12 protein-coding genes are annotated in these 19,575 nt (G+C 46.0%); 4 read left to right on the plus strand and 8 right to left on the minus strand.

The genetic code is table 11. The features are described from left to right. Positions 1–326: 326 nt before the first annotated feature. On the plus strand, positions 327–491 hold the full coding sequence (locus JGK16_RS10205) for a hypothetical protein (protein ID WP_293177333.1): 165 nt from the start codon (positions 327–329) through the stop codon (positions 489–491). Between the two features lie 125 nt (positions 492–616). Continuing rightward, entirely contained in the window at positions 617–739 is a 123-nt protein-coding gene (locus JGK16_RS10210; RefSeq protein ID WP_293203031.1) for a hypothetical protein, read from the plus strand. Between the two features lie 97 nt (positions 740–836). Here JGK16_RS10210 and clpB read toward each other — a convergent pair whose 3' ends face one another. Beyond that, entirely contained in the window at positions 837–3,452 is a 2,616-nt protein-coding gene (clpB, locus tag JGK16_RS10215; protein ID WP_293190437.1) for an ATP-dependent chaperone ClpB, read from the minus strand. Between the two features lie 302 nt (positions 3,453–3,754). Here clpB and JGK16_RS10220 point away from each other — a divergent pair, with 302 nt between their 5' ends. After that, complete coding sequence (locus JGK16_RS10220) at positions 3,755–3,961, plus strand: type II toxin-antitoxin system Phd/YefM family antitoxin (RefSeq protein ID WP_293190438.1); 207 nt, start codon at positions 3,755–3,757, stop codon at positions 3,959–3,961. 528 nt (positions 3,962–4,489) lie between these two features. Here JGK16_RS10220 and JGK16_RS10225 read toward each other — a convergent pair. The 4 genes from JGK16_RS10225 to polA form a co-directional block, all read right to left on the minus strand. Beyond that, a complete protein-coding gene (locus JGK16_RS10225) occupies positions 4,490–6,211 on the minus strand; it encodes an ATP-binding protein (RefSeq protein ID WP_293177324.1) in 1,722 nt (573 codons plus the stop codon). 684 nt (positions 6,212–6,895) lie between these two features. Continuing rightward, on the minus strand, positions 6,896–7,420 hold the full coding sequence (locus JGK16_RS10230) for a hypothetical protein (protein WP_293190439.1): 525 nt from the start codon (positions 7,418–7,420) through the stop codon (positions 6,896–6,898). A gap of 1,014 nt (positions 7,421–8,434) precedes the next feature. Next, positions 8,435–9,007, minus strand: coding sequence for a thermonuclease family protein (locus JGK16_RS10235; protein ID WP_293190440.1), 573 nt, complete (start codon positions 9,005–9,007; stop codon positions 8,435–8,437). A gap of 13 nt (positions 9,008–9,020) precedes the next feature. Then, positions 9,021–12,158, minus strand: coding sequence for a DNA polymerase I (gene polA, locus JGK16_RS10240; RefSeq protein ID WP_293203034.1), 3,138 nt, complete (start codon positions 12,156–12,158; stop codon positions 9,021–9,023). Positions 12,159–12,814: 656 nt separating this feature from the next. On the opposite strand from polA, the gene JGK16_RS10245 reads away from it, so the two are divergent. After that, complete coding sequence (locus JGK16_RS10245) at positions 12,815–14,131, plus strand: J domain-containing protein (RefSeq protein ID WP_293190441.1); 1,317 nt, start codon at positions 12,815–12,817, stop codon at positions 14,129–14,131. Between the two features lie 362 nt (positions 14,132–14,493). On the opposite strand, the gene JGK16_RS10250 is transcribed toward JGK16_RS10245, so the two are convergent. From JGK16_RS10250 to JGK16_RS10260, 3 genes are all read right to left on the minus strand, one after another. Then, a complete protein-coding gene (locus JGK16_RS10250; protein ID WP_293177312.1) occupies positions 14,494–16,155 on the minus strand; it encodes an EAL domain-containing protein in 1,662 nt (553 codons plus the stop codon). Then, the gene (locus tag JGK16_RS10255; RefSeq protein WP_293177309.1) at positions 16,145–18,523 is read right to left on the minus strand and encodes a PAS domain S-box protein; all 2,379 of its coding nucleotides are present in this window, start codon (positions 18,521–18,523) and stop codon (positions 16,145–16,147) included. The genes JGK16_RS10250 and JGK16_RS10255 overlap by 11 nt, the downstream gene beginning before the upstream one ends. Positions 18,524–19,262: 739 nt before the next feature. Next, entirely contained in the window at positions 19,263–19,565 is a 303-nt protein-coding gene (locus JGK16_RS10260; protein ID WP_293177306.1) for a hypothetical protein, read from the minus strand. Positions 19,566–19,575 lie beyond the last annotated feature (10 nt).

The raw sequence follows: 19,575 nt of genomic DNA on the forward strand, positions 1-19,575 counted from the left end.
CTTTATTAAGCTTTGTTAAATACAGAAGGCGGTTGAAACCGCTACCGACTTATCCCCATGTCTAAAGCCAGGGGCTTGCGTCTCGCTCTTTGGTCAACATAGAACTCGTCTCCATTGATATTTTTGGAGCCAGAGCCAGCCCGGAACCTTCCACAGTAAGGGGCTGGCTTCTGACGTTTTAGGGTCTTAACCCTATATACACTTATAGCATAATTCGATGTTTTTAACATCAAGTGACACAAAACTATATATAATGACGTGAGAGTGTAAAATTGAAGACAGTTGCAGTAAATCTATGTCAGCCAATGCCTTCAATACCTTCACGTATGCGAGTTACAGTTACATTGCCAGAAGACGTTCATCAAGCCCTGTCCGAATGGGCTGAAGAAGAAGATAGAACCCTCGCAAACCTGCTTTCCCATGTGGCAGCTAAAGCTGTCAGAGATCGCCAAGAGCAGAAAAAGGAAGAATCTAGAAGCGATCGCACTTAAGCGATCGCCACAGCGTAAGGTGGACTGTTTTGAGATGTTTAGGAGTGCAACGAATGGCTTTAGTGGCGGTTAAACTCACATCGCAACAGGCTTTCCGGCCTGTTCCACAATAAAAATTATTTCTTGTGGGGTGGGCTTCTAGCCCGCCCATAAAAAGCGTTAGCAGTTTGGCAACGTACCTGCTGACTAAATCTGTTCGAGAGCGTCAAGAGTTGAAAAAGGATGAATCTAGAAGCGATCGCACTTAAGCGCGATCGCGCCCAATCCTATCCGCGTCCATCCGCGTCTATCAGCCTACATCTGCGGCAAAAAAAATAAGGTGAGCCGCAGCCCACCCTACTAAGATTATTTCGCAGTCACCAACTGCGCCGGTAGCCGCTTAAACGCCAACCTTTCATTCTCGATATCGACAAAAATGGTATCGCCGTCAACAAAATCTCCCCGCAAAATACCCTTCGCCATTTGCGTTTCCAATTCGCGCTGGATTCCACGCTTCAATGGGCGCGCACCGTACACCGGATCGTAACCGATTTCGGCTAAGAAGTCGATCGCAGATTCCGACAATTTCAGAGACATTTTGCGATCGGCTAAACGTTTTTCCAACCGCTTAACTTGCAACAGCACAATCTGCCGCAATTGGGCCTTACTCAAACCGTGGAAGATAATCATCTCATCAATCCGGTTCAAGAATTCCGGGCGGAAAGTAGCCCGCATCGCCTCCATCACCCGACTCCGCATTTGTTCCTCATCTCCCGCCACATCTAAAATGTATTGAGAGCCGACATTCGATGTCATAATAATCACAGAATTCTTAAAGTCAACCGTGTGACCTTGAGCATCCGTAACGCGGCCGTCATCCAGAATTTGCAGCATGATATTGAAGACATCCGGGTGCGCTTTCTCGATTTCATCGAATAGAATTACCGAATACGGACGGCGGCGCACAGCCTCAGTTAATTGTCCACCTTCGTCGTAGCCGACGTATCCCGGAGGCGCACCAATTAAGCGCGAAACTGCGTGTTTCTCCATGTATTCCGACATATCAATGCGGACGATCGCCTCTTCGGTGTCAAACAGGTATGATGCTAATGCTTTCGCCAACTCGGTTTTACCAACGCCCGTGGGGCCGAGGAAGATGAAACTCGCCACCGGGCGGTTGGGATCGGACAATCCCGCGCGCGATCGTTGAATTGCATCTGCAACCGCCGTCACCGCTTCATCCTGCCCAATTACCCGCTTGTGCAGTTCATCTTCCAAGTGCAAAAGTTTCTGCATTTCCGATTCAACTAACTTGCTAATCGGAATTCCCGTCCACTTAGAAATAATCTCGGCAATATCAGATTCGGTGACTTCTTCCCGCAGCAGAGTTTTACCTGTAATTTGACTTGCTGTCAGTTTAGCTTCCGCTTCTTCCAGTTTTTTTTGCAACTCGGTTAATTTGCTATATTTCAACTCAGCAGCGCGGTTAAGGTCGTATTTTAACTCAGCTTGTTGAATTTCAATATTAACCTTATCAATCTGTTCTTTAATCTTTTGAATGCTGTCGATGACACTTTTTTCCGATTGCCATTGTGCGTTCAAACCGCTTTGCTGTTCCTTGAGATTTGCTAAGTCTTTTTCCAGTCTTTCTAAACGGTCGATCGATGCAGCATTGCTTTCTTTTTGCAGCGACAGTCTTTCCATTTCTAGCTGCAAAACCTTGCGATCGATTTCGTCTAGTTCTTCCGGCTTGGAAGTAATCTCCATTTTGAGTTTAGCCGCCGCTTCGTCCATTAAATCAATGGCTTTGTCGGGAAGGAAGCGATCGCTAATATATCGAGTTGACAAAGTAGCCGCCGCCACTAACGCATTGTCGGAAATTTTAACGCCGTGATGAACTTCGTACCGTTCCTTCAAACCCCGCAAAATCGAAATAGTATCTTCAACTGTCGGCTGATCGACATAAACTTGTTGAAAACGGCGTTCTAAGGCCGCATCTTTTTCGAGATACTTGCGGTATTCGTCGAGAGTTGTAGCGCCGATACAGCGCAATTCGCCCCTCGCCAACATCGGTTTGAGCAAATTGCCAGCATCCATCGATCCTTGGCTGGCGCCAGCGCCGACAACGGTGTGAATTTCATCTATAAATAGGATGACTTTGCCGTTGCTATCCATAACTTCTTTGAGCACGGCTTTCAACCGTTCTTCAAATTCTCCCCGGAATTTTGCACCGGCAATTAACGCGCCCATATCTAAGCTAATTAATTGTCTGTCTTTGAGAGATTGCGGCACATCTCCGGTAATAATTCGTTGGGCGAGTCCTTCGGCGATCGCAGTTTTGCCAACTCCCGGTTCCCCAATCAGTACGGGGTTGTTCTTGGTGCGGCGGCTCAAAATTTGAATCGTGCGGCGGATTTCGTCATCTCGTCCGATTACCGGATCGAGTTTGCCTTGACGCGCGGCTTCTGTCAAATCTCGGCCGTATTTTTCCAGCGCTTCATATTTGCCTTCTGGATTTTGGTCTGTCACTTTGTTGTTCCCCCGGACTTGGGCGATGATGTCTTTAAGCTTGGCTTCATCTAGTTTAAATTCTTGCAGTAGATTTTTGCCAAAGCGATCGTCCTTAACGTAACCCAGGATCAAATGCTCGATCGAGATAAATTCATCACCGTACTCTTTGCGATAAGCTTCAGCCCTGTCTAGCAGGCTGTCCAGGGAACGGCCGAGATAAACATTGCCGCCGCTTCCAGAGATTTTGGGCTGGCGGCTGATAAACTCATCAGTGCGATCGCGCAATTTTGCTACAGACACTTTCGCCTTGTTAAACAAGCTGCTAGCGAGTCCCGATTCTTGTTCCAGCAACGCCTTCATCAAGTGTTCGCTTTCTAGCTGCTGCTGCTGGGCTGTTTTGACCACTTCTGGAGTGCGGGCTAGGGCTTCCCAGGCTTTTTCTGTAAATTGGTTCGGATTATTTGGTTGCATAAATTTTAATTCCCTGAATTCAAAAACATGACTGCTGTCAAGGCAATGGCTCGATTGCCCGTATAGTTGTCATTGTAGAGAGTTAAGGGCGATCGGGCGATCGGTGTTCCCGTATATTGAGATAGGTATTTCCGCCCTGTGTTTCAGCATAGATTTGTAGTGAGGACTTTAGTCCGCAGGTTTGTAGTGAGGACTTTAATCCGCAGGTTTGTAGTGAGGACTTTAGTCCGCCTAAAATCAGAGGACTCAAGTCCTCAAATATATAAAAACTATTTACATTTCAACGCCGAGACGAAATATAGATGATTCCATTACATCCTGAATTTATCACCAAAAACGGCAAAAAAGAATTTGCCGTGATTCTTTATGAAAAATTTGAAGCACTGCAAGAATTAATTGCTGATATAGAAGATTTGATTGATTTGAGGGTGGCAAAAGAAGAAAATGCAAATCAGCCTTATATGCCTTTAGCCGAAGTGAAGAAAATGTTAGGATTACTCAATAATTAATCCGTGTATCCGTGTCAAAATCAGCTTCGCGCCTGATTCATTACACTTAGGATCGCGAATTAAATAATTTACACAAGCTTGTGGGATGGGCGGGACGCCCGTCTATAAAGAACGGGCGTCCCGCCCATCCCACAATAATTAAAATTGTAAGTTATTTAATTCTTATTCCATTTATGCTATAGGGTTCGGGGATCGATTCATCAAGCTATTGATGTCCGCGCCCGATATGGCGGTTTCTGTACTTGCCCATTTTTCCAGTGTATAACAACAACTAATGACTGCTGATTAATTTTGTCAGGTGCGTCGCTCGGAGATTGTTGATCTTTGTAGGGATTGTTGATGGCGACGCACCCTACGGCCGGGTGCATCTGGTTTTTGAAGCCTGAAGAAGCATGACCGCATATAAGTTATTAGTTATAATCCCATATTTTCTGCGGTCATGCTTCGCCCCTACGGATATATTCGCCTTGCGTGAGATGCTCCCCAACTGCCAACTGCCAACTGCCAACTGCCAACTGTCAACTGTTTTCATGCCTGCATCACCACCCGTTCCGGGAGACTGACAATAAAAACTGAACCTTTCCCGTTCTCACTTTCAACGCTAATTTCGCCACCCAAAATTTGACACAAACGCTGGCTAATTGTCAATCCCAAACCCGTCCCGCCGTACTTCTTAGTAGTCGAAGGATCAGCTTGAGTAAAAGGTTTAAATATCTGCTCTAATTGTTCGTCTGTCATCCCAATCCCAGTATCGCTGACTCGAAAAATTAAAAATTGAGAACTGTAGTTTGAACCCGAATTAACAGCATTATTTTTATTTTTATTCCTTTTCTTAGGTTTTGGATTTTCATTTTTAACTTTTTCTATCTCGATAGTAATGACGCCTTTTTCGGTAAATTTGGCAGCATTGCTGAGCAAATTGAGGAGAATTTGCCGGACTTTCGGTTGGTCGGCGTACATCATGCCGAGTTCGCCTTTTGCTTGCAGCCTTAAAGCATTGCCTTTTTTCTCTACTAGCGGTTGAGCCGTAGTCATCACTTCTTCAATCATCGTCGCCACATCGAAGTGTTCCAAATAAAGCGTCACATGACCTGCTTCTATTTTAGAAATATCGAGGATATCGCTGATCATGTCGAGCAAATGTTTGCCTGCGGTTTGAATTTTTTCTAAGTCGGGGAGAAAGTCTTCGGAGCCGGAATCTTGAGCATCTTCTTGCAGCATTTCGCTGTAGTTGATGATGGCGTTTAGGGGGGTGCGGAGTTCGTGGCTCATGTTGGCGAGAAATGCACTTTTCGAGCGGTTGGCAGCTTCGGCTGCTATTTTTGCTTCTTGCAAGTCTTCCGTGTATTCCGCGACTCTTTGGATCAGTTCGTTGATCGAAATTGCCAGCATTCCTACTTCGTCGGAGGTGGTAACGGGTACTTGCAGGTCAAAGTTCGATTCTTCTGACACTCGCTGAGCGATGAAGGTGGCGGCTTGTAGTGGTCGGGCGATCGCCCTGCTGGTGTATATTGCCAGTAAGGTGGCGATAATCGCTGATGCCAACAGAGAACCAAGCAGAATCAGAGTTCCGAGTTGTTCAGCTTTCTCGTAGGTTCTAAATGCCTCGTCTGCTTTGTCTCGAAAAGTGCCAGCCAGTTTGGCTGAATCTTGCGAAAACTGTTCGAGTTTAAAAGCGTTGTTCCCCGTGGCAAAATTATTCAAATTCCGCTGGAATACCTGCCGCTGCTGCGGATTCAAACCAGATAACTTGGCATTCCCCAGCAGTTTCTGGACTTGTTGGAAGTAAGCTTCTACGGTTTTGCTGTGGGCTTTGGCGAACTCTTGAATCTCTTGGTAATCTTTTGTAACATCGGCAGAAGCCGACGGCGATTGGCTTTGCAGTTGTTCTAGCTGTCCGCTCATCTGAGCAACGCGAGTCAAAAAGTCCGATCGTTCGCGATCGAAAATTTGCGGTTGTCCCGTCAGATTCAGCAGTGATTGCTGGTGAATTCTGACTTCCTGGGCGCTATTATTCAGATTGGTGAGGATTTCGGCTTTATCTCGGTCGATCGCGAGTTTTTCTCTCACTTGCTGTTTGTGATATGACTCTACTCCCCGTCCCCCGGCGGCGCCCAAAATGGCAATACCAATGACCAAGGCGTATCCGCACCCGATTTTTTGCCTGATACCCAAGCGGCCCAACAGACTTTTAAAACCTATTTGAGAATTGTTCTGGGATTGATTGTTCGAGGCTAAGGTTGAAGACATGGGCAATATACTCGTCACCCTGAGGGGCATTATCTATTATTCTAATTGATGCCTGCCTGAGGGTAAATAAAGTTCTGGCAAAGGGCCAATTTTCGGCAGTTATGGGGTCTTTGCAGGGTTCCACACCTCGACCTGCTTTACAGTTTGGGGGAGTTATGGTTAAAAAATTATGGCACAAGCAAGAAGGCAGAAGCAAGAAGCAATAAAAGCCAGGGTTTAAGACATTAGGAACGTCCTCACCGTCGGGCGGTTGCTATATATAGCCTTTCTCAGATAGATCTGGCACGCTTATGGTAAAGGGTAATTGAGAAAAAGGTAATTGGTAATGGGGAAAAAGGTAAGCGATAGTTCCTTTCCTATAGGCTGCCTGAGGCTTCTGTCCGGTAAAGACGCTCTCCGTGTGTGCTCTCAGGGCGATCGTATCAGAATTTGGCATAACTCATATTTAGGAGAACCGCTATAAGTAGCGAGTGATAAGTTGCGAGTTATAAATTTGATTGGCGATTCAAGCCTCTACTCTACTCGCAACTCACAACTTATCAACTTATGGGAGCATCTCAGTTTGGAGTTTGTAGTGCTGTCCCCGCTCGCTTGCTGTTAAAACCAAGCGAGCTCTTAAGCTCGCACTACAACAAAAAAAGCTTTTTGCCAAAATGAGATGATCCCCAACTTATCGCTATTCTTCTACTGGCAAAGTCGAAATTGTGCTAAGTCAGCAGGAAGTTTTGAAGCATTAGGTACGGTAGCAGAGGCAGGAACGAAGATTCCCATACCAAAACTGCAACCCTCTTCCTTCGTACATTCGCCAGGCTTGGCAGTGATTTGATATTCCCCTTGGGATGGCGGAGTAAAAGAGATTGATACCAGTTCGCCCGTCTTTTGACTCGTACCGATTTCTTGGCCAGTGTTGACATCCTTGAGGGTTAGGTTTAAATCCTGGCAATTTCCGTCGCAAGTGGCTACAAAAACATACTCAATATCTGGATGCAGCGTTGCTCTAAAAGGAGATGAAACTTGTTTGCGAACAGTGCCTATCAATGGCCAAAACACCAATTTTTGACCGTTGCTTGAACGCTGGTCAACTTCTGTTTTCAAGCGACAAGTAACAGTTTTTTGCTCGTTGGTTAGTTCTTGAGCAATAGCATTTCCTACGATTGCAGTACCCAACAGCAGTGCAATCCCGGAGATAGTCAGATGTTTGATATTCATTGATGTCCCCTCAAACTAATTTCTGGGTGATTGCAATAGACCGCTTTTCGTGGCAGTCTATTGATTTATCTGGAGCCTATCACATTTGTTGACTTTTCCCAAAAAAAAGTCGCCTAAAAATGCGATCGAACTGGGTACATCTGGGTTTTGCATTTGTAGTGCTGTCGGGAGCACAGCAAAGCTTTGTAAAGCACGCTCTTCGAGGACAGCACTGTAAAAAAAATGCTTTTTGCGAAAGTGAGATGCTCCCCTCGAACTCATGTCTGACCTTGGATGAATCTGCCGTCATATCGTTTCCGGTTGCATCGGAATGATTTAACCGCAGAGAACACAGAGAACACAGAGGGAGATAAGAGAGATGAATACAGGACGATGAAGGGCGGATTTGATATCAGCTATTGCCCAAATTCCACAGATTGCGGACACTACGAGCAGAACCTCATCCTCGTTGTATTGTACTAAATTAGGATGCTCCGCATCGGTGTCTAGAAACCTGGTTTCTCAAATGTCTGATAAAGCTTCGCAGATACCACACCAACAACATAATTTTGCTGATGTCAATATACACATAGGTTGATTTTTTTGCGATCGCCTTTTTCAAAAAATTTGGGTACACCGAAACCTGTATTGCTAAGCTTTTGAAGTTTGATTGAGTACATCATTTACCCTATAATACCAAATCCGGGTTATTTATCCCCGTTATAAGTGGTAGGGTGCGTCGCTATCAGAGATCTCTCAATAGCAACGAGAGTTGTTCGTGGCGACGCACCCTATATTTACTTCCTTAGGATAGCGAATTAAATAATTTACAATTTTAATTATTATTATTGTGGGATGGGCGTCCCGCCCGTCCAAAAAGGGCGGGCGGGACGCCCATCCCACAAACTTGTGGAAGTTATAAGTGGTAGGGTGCGTCGCTATGAGATCTCTCAATAGCAACGAGAGTTGTTCGTGGCGACGCACCCTACATTTACTTCCTTCTTCCTTCTTCCTTCTTCCTTCTTCCTTCTTCCTTCATTTATCGCTGTGCCGAAAATCCCAAGCTGGCACAAACTTAGAATCTCCCCAAATACCGCGGCGATTTTTCTTGGCTTCGGCTTCCGCTTGTTGCACAACAGTTGCACTCGGACAGTTTTTTAAGTATGGAGTGTAAACCATTGCTAATCCTTCGCGCAGCAAAACTTCTTGAGCAAATGTGCCATTTGGCAAGCGAACTTCGCTAACTTTACGGCCATAGCGGTCAGTATCAGTGACTGTCAAAACGACGCGACCGCCCCCTTCTTTGACGAGTTGCTGCATTCTTTGCTCGGCTAGATTACCCCACTTAAACTGATTTTTATATGCTGCTTTTTTGCTATTTTTTTCGGCGTTAGTGTGAGCAATTTCTGGTGCATCTACGCAGGCAAAACGCACTTTAATATCTTTGCCGGCGGCATCGCTGGCGACAAGAGTATCGCCGTCGCTGACTCGTTTGACAGCATAATTGTTGGGCGGTAGCTTTTGCGGACAGCCGGAGAGTAGGAAAAGCAGAGCAACTGCGCTCAAGCTGGTGATTGTAGGCGAAAGGGAGATTTTATTTTGTGTCATGGTTTTCTTTTTTTTATTTAGTTTCCATCCAATTTTGCCCCGCGTGGATATCAACTATCAGGGGTACGCTAAGCGGCAGAGCACTTTCCATCGCCGTTCTAATTTTGGGCTGCAATTCTTCCCATTCATCGGGAGGTACTTCAAATATTAATTCATCGTGAACTTGCAGCAGCAGCCGCGCCTGATAGTTTTGCAAAATTTTGTCTACCTCAATCATGGCAAGTTTAATGATATCAGCACTTGAGCCTTGAATGGGAGCGTTTGCTGCGGCGCGCAAAGATTGGGCGTCATCTCTGCTTAAGCGCGCCAGTTGTTCGGAGTGAATGTCTTCGGGATTGCTGCCTTTTAAGCGCTGGAGGCTGCCATTTTTGTCGAAGTTGAGATAGCGGCGGCGGCCGAGTATTGTGGTAACGTAGCCTAGGGCGATCGCCTCTTTTTTTACTTTTTCCAAGAATTCAAAGACTTTACTGTAACGCTGGTTGAATCGTTCAATAAACTTTTTACCGTCTGCTGAAGATTTGCCCATCGAACGACCAAACTTGATCGCCCCCATACCATAAATTACCCCAAAATTAATCGTTTTCCCAAACCGCCGTTCATCCGGCGTGACATCCTCCTTTTCAAACAGCAGTTGAGCCGTCAGAGTATGCACATCTCGGTTATTGTTGTAAGCTTCGATTAACACAGGTTCTTGACTCAAATGAGCCAAAATTCGCAGTTCAATTTGAGAATAGTCAGCCGACACCATCAGCCAACCAGACTCAGGTAAGAAAGCCTTGCGAATTTGCCGCGAAAACTCGGTGCGGATCGGAATATTTTGTAAATTGGGATTGGAAGAAGAAAGTCGGCCCGTACCCGTTGCAGCTTGGTTGAAATCTGTATGCACTCGCCCGGTATCTGCACGCACCAACTGCGGCAAAGCATCGACGTAAGTTGATTTTAATTTGGATAATGTTCGGTGTTCTAATAAATCGTCTACAATCGGGTGGTCTCCTTGCAATTTATCCAAAACAGCGGCGTCTGTAGAGTATCCCGTTTTGGTTTTGCGAGACTTTTTCTGAAACTGTTCGGGGATTTTTTCTAACAAGATTTCGCTGAGTTGTTTCGGTGAACCTAAATTAAACTTTCTTCCCGCAGCCTCATAGGTATTTTCTTCGAGTTTGGCTAATTTTATTTCTAGCTCTTGGGATAAGGTATTGAGATAAGCTGAATCAATGCGAATTCCGCAGTATTCCATTTCAGCTAAAACAGGTTCGAGGGGCTGTTCTACTTCCAGCAGCAATCGATGCAGAGAATTTTCAGATGGCGCATTTTTATCCGCTTTATCCAATTCGGCTCTAAGTTTACCTACTAATTGAAATGTAGTGTGAACATCCATGCCGCAGTAGCCAGCTACTTTCGGAATGCTGATGTCAGCAATTGTTTTGCCTTTAGGTACTAATTGATTGTAACTTTTGGGATTATGGCGTAAGTATTCCCTTAATGGTTCGCTGACACTGTGATTTTCTTCTGAATCGACTAAGTATTTCTTTGACAATTCGCTGAGACTGTGGCTGGTTTCTGGGTTGAGTACGTAACTGGCTAGCATGGTGTCGAAGACGACGGCGGCGAGTTTGATTCCTTGACAGCGCAATATTAGGCGATCGAATTTAGCATTTTGCAGCGCCTTGGGATAATTCTCGCTTTCCAAAATCGGACGCAAAGCATTTAAAACCGTGGCTTTGTCCAAGTTTGTGCCGGTTTTGTGTCCCGTGGGAATGTAAGCTAAATCTTGTTCTCCGGTTCCCCAACAGCAGCCAATTCCGACTAATTCGGCATCTCGCGGTTCTAAGGCGGTGGTTTCGGTATCCCACGCCACGGGCGAGGCTTTATCGGTGTGGGTTTGTAGGAGTTGGACTAATTCGTTTAACTGTTCGGTTGTTTGAATGATTCGCGGTTTAATTGGTAGTTGGTTTGCTTGTTGAGCGGCTAGGGTTTCTTTAAGACTGTAGAAAGCTAATGCTTCATCTTCAGATGAATTGATTGTGGGGTGGGCATCTTGCCCGCCCGAAGCAACAGGCAAGATGCCTGTTCCACTCTCAGCAACAGGCAAGATGCCTGTTCCACTCTCAGCAACAGGCAAGATGCCTGTTCCACTCTCAGCAACAGGAGGCAAGATGCCTGTTCCACTCTCAGCAACAGGCAAGATGCCTGTTCCACTGTCTGTCAATGGCTCTTCTGTACCACCAAAACGCTTTTGAATTTGTTTGACTTTGGTTAAAAATGTTTTAAATTCCAACTTTTCCAGCATCGGAATCAAGGCTGCTTCATCAAAACCTTTGAGCTGGCAATCTTCTAAGTTAATTTCTAGGGGAACGTCTTGAATAATTGTCGCCATCTTCTGAGAATGATAGGCCGCTTCTTTGCCTTCTTCGAGCTTTTTCTTGGTTGCGCCTTTAATGTCGTCGATCGCAGCATAGATGCCATCGAGGGTATTGTAAGCTTCCAATAATTGCAGGGCGGTTTTGTCGCCGATGCCTTTGACTCCGGGAATGTTGTCGGATTTGTCGCCGCAGAGGGCTTTGTAATCTATTACTTGTGCTGGTATAATTCCGAGTTTTTCTTTGACTGCTTCCGGGCCGTATTCTTGGGATTTGCCTTTGCCCGATCGCCTGAGTTCATCCGTGCTCAAGTACAATACGCTGATGTGTTTCTCGGTTTCTACTAATTGAAACAAATCTCGATCGCCCGTCAGGATTTTAACCGCATAACCCGCGGCGCTGGCTTTGTTCGCCAAAGTTCCCAAAACATCGTCGGCTTCGTAGCCCGGAGCAGTGACTGCTGGTAAATTGAGATAGCCCAGGAGTTCTTGCAGGTTTTTGAGATCGGGGATAAAATCTTCGGGGGTTTCGGCACGACCGGCTTTGTAGGTTTCGTCTGCTTCGTGGCGAAAAGTGGGCGTGGCGAGGTCAAAGGCGATCGCCATGTACTGGGGATCGTGGGCGGCCATAACTTCCAGCAGCGACTTGAGAAAGCCAAAACAGACGCTGGTGGGAATGCCTGTGGTAGTTCGCAAGCCTCCGTCTCGACTTTTGGCAAAGGCGAAGTAGGAACGAAAGGCCAGGGAGTGGCCGTCAACTAGGATGAAGGTGGGAGGTTGATTTTCCGACACTGACACAGATGGCGATCGCCCGAAACTATTTTTCCATTCTACCCAGTTGTCATACCTTTTTTAAAACCGAACGCAACGTTAAAAAAGCTCGAAACCCTTATATCATAACTACTTTCCAAATCTAAAATCTCAAATCCAAAATCTCAAATCTCAAATCGCTCGATCGGCTTAATGTGCAGCTTGGCTGAGAATGGTAGAAGATAGTGAACGAACCTGGCGGTCAACTGGGTACAGTTAGACCGCAGGCTTCTTTTTCCTTTTTTTCAAAGGCTTTTTATAGTGAGGTAGTTCCACCCCCACTTGACTAATATAGTATCAGAGTATTTCCTCTTCATCAAGGGGTGTACAAGAATAATTGTCGGCTTCCGTTCCTCCATCCGACGAGCCTTTCATCAAGCGCGGTAATTCATTCGGGGGTACTTCGCGCAGCAATTGAGATTCATCCCCCTCTGAATATACCCTTAGACTTCCCGGCTGGTAGTTAAGTACGATCGCAAATTTACCAGAAAGAATTAATTGAAAGTCTCTCGCTTTGAGGGAGAAATTAAAATCAGACTATTCATTACTCCAATCCTCGGAGTTAAGCGGTTGAGGTAGCTCTCAAACTGTCAACTGTCAACTGTCAACTGTTGAACAACACCAGCCGATCGAAGCTTATGGGTGACATTAATCGATGCTACGAAATCCTCGAAATAGAGCCTGGAACTTCCCCAGAAGAAATTAAGCGCGCTTACAGGGATTTAGCCTTTGTGTGGCATCCCGATCGGTTTGCACACAACGATCGCCTGCAACAAAAAGCCCAACAAAGATTAACAGAAATCAATCAAGCTTACGACGAGTTGGTGTTATTTCTCAGTCAGCCTCCACCTCCGGCGATCGACAAACCATCTCAGCAGCCACCGCAACCATCACCACCAGAAAAGCCGCCCGAAAAGCCGCTGAGAAGGCGATCGGCAAAATCAGCCCGCAAGCCCGGTTCCCAGCGCACTCAAAGCCGGCAAAAAAAAGCCGCATCCCACAAAATTTCCACTCCAAACAACCCGAAAAACAAGAAACGATTTACAACTCAAAATCGCCAAACGTGGGGGGGGAAAAAGCCATCGGGGCCCACCGTGGCGAGGGAAGCGCGGCCATCTCAAAAATATGCCTACCTTACCCCGAACCGGAAAAAAGAATTTCCGACTCCATACTCACAACCGCGGCTATCTCAAAAATATTCCATCTTCCCTTGGGGGCAGTTGGCGATCGCAGTTGGGAGTTACGCTGTGACAGGCTACATTTTGACGAAATTTGACGCCCCAATGTGGATGTTGACTTTAATCTGGGGTGCGGATTGGTTGTGGGCCGCGATTTTGCTGGCGGAGGGTTCGGCAACGCCTAGAGTGTGGCTGGCGGCGTTAGTTTTGGCTGGGACGGTGGGGGGGTCGATCGCCGGTTTTCAGGCGGGAGGAATCGCAACAGGGGCTGCTTGGGCGCTAGTTGGGGCTGGTTTGGGGGCGATCGCCAGTTCAGAGGCCCAGTCCCGGGCCGTGGCTGTAGTTTTGGCAGCAGCGGGAGTGCTGACAGTGGTGGGATTGATGGCTGGAACGGGTTCCGGTAATTGGCTGAAGGTGTTAGTGGAGGCGGTTTGTTGGGGGATTGTGGGCTTGATGTGCGGGCTGGCGGCGGAACTAGGCGTACATTCTGGTGGGCCCGTCGGGCTTGGAGGTGCGATCGGGCTCTTGATTGGTGCGTGGGCGGGGGCTTTGGCTGGGCCGGGTGCGGAGGCTCTACCCCAAGCCTTGGCTGTGGCGGGCTCTCAGGCTGTTTATGGGGCTTGGGCTGCGATCGGGATTATTGCGGGAGTTGTGGCGCGGATGGTAGCTGGGGAAAGGTCGATCGGCAATGGCGGGCTTTACACATTTATCCTGTTAGTGGCTACTTCTGGTTTCGGGTTGTGGCTGGGAAATTGGCTGGTTGGGCGAATCTTTTAAATTAGTAAGTTGTCAGTTGGTAGGGGCCCGGCCTTGAGTGCCCGCCCTCTTAGTCATTAGTCATTAGTCATTGCGGAAAATTACCAGAAAGAATTGGTTGAAAGCCCCAACCCCGATCGGGAGAAATTAAAATTATACCAATTAAAAAAAAGCAACAGTATTCTTGTCCCCCCCTTTACAAGGGGGGGCTAGGGGGGGTCAAGCGTATTGCACAATTTTATAAAAATGGTATTAGACTATTCATTACTCCAATCCTCGGACTTAAAGGTAAAGATCGCTATCAAACAGTCAACAGTCAACAGTCAACTGTCAACTGTCAACTGTTGAACAATCCCCCATGCCCCATGCCCAATTCCCAATGCCTAAAAATTCCAGCACTTATCGCTTTTGAGCAGCACTTCAAACTCAGCCTTTGGCAAAGCCTGACTGAAAAAATGACCTTGAATTTCGTCGCAATCGTGTGCACACAAAAAAGAAAGTTCCCGCTGATTTTCTACCCCCTCAGCAATCACAGTCATATTCATGGAGTGCGCCATTTGAATAATCGCTATTGTAATCGCAGCATTTTGGCGATCGTCAGCAATATCGCGAATAAAACTCTTATCAATTTTGAGCGCATCAAACGGCAAGCGTTTCGGATAACTCAAAGAAGAATATCCCGTGCCAAAATCATCAATTGCTATCCTAATCCCCATATCTCTCCACACAGTAAAAGCTTGAGCTGCTGCCGCTTCATCTTGCAAAACTAAACCTTCCGTCAATTCTAATTCCAGACATTTAGGATCTAGATGAGTTTCTCTTAATATCTGGCTGACTCTCTCGGTCAAATTTTTGCGATCGAACTGGCGGGCTGATACGTTGACTGCTACCCGCAGCGGAGGCAAACCCTCTGTTTGCCAAGCTTTAGTTTGCCTGCAAGCCGTCTCTAACACCCATTCGCCCAGCGGTGCAATCAAGCCCATCTCTTCAGCCATGGGAATAAATTCCGCAGGGGAAACTCTGCCCCTTTTTGGATGGTTCCAGCGCACCAAAGCTTCAGCACCAATAATTTTTCCGGTTTTAATTTCTATTTGTGGCTCATAGTAAACTTCAAATTCCGAGCGTTTTAAAGCATTACGCAGGCAAGTCTCTTGAGTAAATTTATTGATATAATTATTCGCAACTTTTGCCGTATAAAACTGATACTTGTTGCCACCTTTTTCCTGAGAATTGTACATAGCTGTATAAGCATTTTTTAGCAGCTCTTCTCCATCGTTGCCGTCGCCAGGAGACAAAGAAATGCCCATACTTGCCGTGACATAGAGTTCCGAGCCTTTGACAATCATAGCTTGGGCTACAATATCTAAAATGTTTCGAGCAATCTTGGCAGCATCCTGTTTTTCGGCAACTGGTTCGAGAACAATTGCAAATTCGGCAGATTCCAAACGAGCCACAATATTAATCTTCTCCGTGCAGTTGCTCAACCGCTCAGCAACTTTGCAAAGTACGTAGTCGCCGATATCGTGCCCCAAGGTACTGTTAATTCGGTTAATTCTATCTAAACTAAGAATGACAACGGGAATCATTTCGGGCAATTCTTTTTGCTTGTCTAATAGCAGACTTAGCTGCTCTCGTAACAGCGAACGATTTGGCAAGTTTGTCAAGCAGTCATGCTGATGTCGGTGGAGAGCTATTTGAATAGTTGTGTGCAAGTTTTTTTCTTCAAATGGTTTCACAATATAGCCGAAAGGTTTCGTTGCATTGACGCGCCGTAAAGTGTTTTCGTCCGCATAAGCTGTCAAATAAACTACCGGAATCTGAAAGCGCGATCGAATTTCTTCTGCTGCTGTAATTCCGTCGATTTCTCCTTGGAGGTTAACATCCATCAAAACTAAATCTGGTCTGAATTCGGCTGCGGATTCAATCGCTTCTTCTCCGGAATACACAATACCTGTTATGCTATACCCTCTAGATATTAAACTGTCGGAAATGTCTTCCGCAATGATGCTTTCGTCCTCAACTATCAGAATTTTTTTATTTGACATTAAGTTGTCTCCTTAAAGTGCTATTTTGCTTGGAAAATGTTATTTTAAAATTCGTGCCTGCCGTTTCTAACAGTTCTATTTTACCCCGAATTTGCTTGACCAAAGACCCGACCAGTCGCAAACCCAATGTTCGGGCATTTCGATAATCTAAGTCTGGAGGGAAACCAATTCCACTGTCGCTCACAGCTAGCACGCAAACCCGGTTATTATCTAAAGTAAAATCTATTTTTATTTTACCTTGAGTTTGTCCTGTAAAAGCATACTTGAGCGAGTTTGTCACAAGCTCGTTGATAATTAACCCGCAAGGAACTGCCGTATCAATATTCATAGAACACGGCGCAATATTTGTTTGCAACTTCACGCCTTCTGTATCAATTTCATAAGCTTGGAATAAATTGTGGGCAAGATTTTGGATGTATTCAGCAAAATCAATGTTTGACAAGTCTTTGGATTGATACAATTGTTCGTGCACCATGGCCATCGATCTGACTCGGTTTTGACTTTCTTTTAACATTTCACTAACGCGACTGTCTTGGATGTAGCGGGACTGAAGTTTGAGCAAACTCGAAATAACTTGAAGGTTGTTTTTGACGCGATGGTGAATTTCCTTGAGGAGGACTTCTTTTTCTGCGAGGGATGCTTTGATGCGATCTTCGTCGCGCTTGCGATCTGTAATGTCCCGCACTACTGCTTGAATTATTTTTCTACCGTTAATTTCCATTGCATTTAACAGCACTTCTGCGGGAAATTCTGAATCGTCTAGCCGTTTGTGCACCCAGTCAAAGCGACAGCTACCTGTTTGCATTGCTGCGGATATTTTTTGTGTTGCTAGACTGCACGAGTCTTGTCCGTTAGGCTGAAATTCCGGGGAGAATTCGCTAGGTTTCTTGCCGTAAAACTGTTCTTGATTGCTGCAACCAAAAATTGCTAGGGTGGCGAGGTTGCAGTCAAAAAAATTGTCTTCTTCGATCAGCATTACTGCGTCGCTGGTGGCTTCGTAAAGGCTCCGAAATTTGCATTCAGACTCTTGCAAAGAAACGATTAATTGGCTTTTTTGAGCTTCGGCGCGCTTGCGCTCGGTAATGTCTATTCCTACGGAAACTGCTGCGGTTCCTTGATGATATTTTTGAGCTACTATTAAATAATTGCAGGCTAAGCCGTTAATTTCTATATCTATTTCTTGGGAGGTTTGCTGACATGAACTGTGAAAAAAGTTTCGGATCAGTTGTCCAAAAGTTGAGCCTTTGTCGAGAAAGTTGATTTCTTCCCCGACAAAACTTTCAGGAGACCGTTTGAACGAGGTTGCTAAGTGCTGGTTGACTCCAATATACCGCAAATCTGAACTGACCCAAGAAATCAGTCCGGGCACGGCATCCAAGACGGCGCGAAGTTGGTCTGTAGCTTCTTGGAGTGCTTCTTCGGATCGCTTGCGATCGCTAATATCTGTCGCCGTTCCGCACAGGCCTAAAATAGCGCCGTTTTCAGCTTGGTTGACGATGCTGTTGACGCGCAGGTGGACGGCGGTACCGTCTTTGCGGATGTGTACTATTTCGTAAGGCAAATTAGGGGTTTGTGGCTGAAGGCTGGTTCTTGCTAAGAGTTGGGCAAATATTTCTATTTGTCTGGCTTTTTCTTCTTTAATCAAAAAATCTGCAAAGCGACGACCGATCATTTCTAGGGGTTCGTAACCGTAGATCCTTTTGGCGGCGGAATTGACAAAAGTCAAGATGCCTTGAATGTCGATCGACCAAATCAACTCTTGGGAGGTTTCTACGAGGTTGCGGTACTTTTTTTCGCTTTCGGCCAGTGCTGCATTCGAGACTGCCGTTTGCAGAGTAAGTTTGTCTTCTAATTCTTGATTTGAAAGAGAGAGAGTTGTCATGGCTCGCTCGCGCTCGGTAATATCAGTAGAAACACCGACAGCCCCGACAACTTCGCCGTTTGCGTCTTGCAGCGGTGCCGATCGAATTTCGTGAATAAAATGCCCCTGTTGGGCATTCCAAGTGCGATCGTTTCCCGCTAGTACCTGGGCAATATTTTCTAAGATATCTGGCTGGCTGTAAACTGCAAAAATCGACTGCCCGAGGGTCTCAGCCGGTTCGAGCCCCAAATTTTCCAATCCTTTGCCTGCTGCAAGGGTTAACCTGCCGTCTTTGTCGGTTGCCCACAGGAAAACTGGAGCACAACTGACAGCGGCGTGCAGGGTTTGGTTGTCTTGTTTCAGGCGATCGATTTCTGCCTGAAGCCGATCGCGCGTGTTGCCTAATTCTACCGTTAGTCGATCGGCTTTTTCCTGCCAACTGGCAGTAGTACCGCAGATTTCTGTGGCATTGCTGGAAGCATAGATGGATTGGTTGCAGTGTGACATGGTTACTCAGGGAAGCACTGTTATATTTAACCCCTGCCTATCTTTTAAGCATAAACTTTTTCAATCAAATATTACAGTTCGTTGCGATACTCATCTGAGGAAGATTCGATAATTTCAAGCTAGTGTCAAGGATTCATAAATCGTGGCTTGCCCGGTTGTGTGGCGACTATTCAGAAATTGACAACAAGCTGAATAATGGTTCCGAATCGATACTTTTACCCTAAGTATGTGTAGTAGTGCAAAAAGAAGTTTCGCAATCCTCGGCTTGCACAAGACCTAGAATTATAAAGTTATTATATTTGCTTGCGTATATTTACGCACCTAGGAATCGGAAATCGCGAATTTTGAAATATAACCACCGGGCCCGACGGTTAGGAAGTTCTCGCATTGCACTTGCCCCATGCCGTCGATTGTCGATTGCCCCTTCCCTCTTCGTCATTTCCTCTTGCTTTTTCCAAGGGCCACATCTGTGTTTTGCTTTTACACGGTGTTTTGGTGTGCGGGACACTCGCTATATGTATATCAGCTTTGGTGTGCCGGGACGCTCAGGGAAGAGTAACAAACGGTTTTTACTGTTCCCAGAGATGTTATATCGTTTCCGGTTGCATCGGAATTATTTAACCGCAGAGAACACAGAGAACACAGAGGGAGATAAGAGAGATGAATACAGGACGATGAAGGGCGGATTTGATATTGCCCTTCCTTCTGACTTCTGCGTTATTTCTTATTCCTTCTGCCTTCAATTAATTCCCCAAGATTTGATAGTTTTGTCTAAACTGCCGCTGATAATAGTTTCGCCATCGCTGCTAAAAGTAAGACAAGTAACAGAAGCTTGATGTCCGCCGAGAGTGTGAATTTGTTCGCCGGTGCGGGCATTCCATGATTTGAGATTACCATCGGCGCTAGCACTGACAACAGTGCGCCCGTCGGGACTAAAGACGATCGCATTTATCGAGTTAAAATGCCCTGCCAAAGTTATTGGACTATCCGGATGCGATAGCTGGCGCAGTTGAATGTTTCTGTCCCAGCCGCCAGCAGCCAAAGTCTGCCCG

Source organism: Microcoleus sp. PH2017_09_SFU_O_A, from assembly GCF_020738625.1.
Lineage (GTDB): Bacteria > Cyanobacteriota > Cyanobacteriia > Cyanobacteriales > Microcoleaceae > Microcoleus.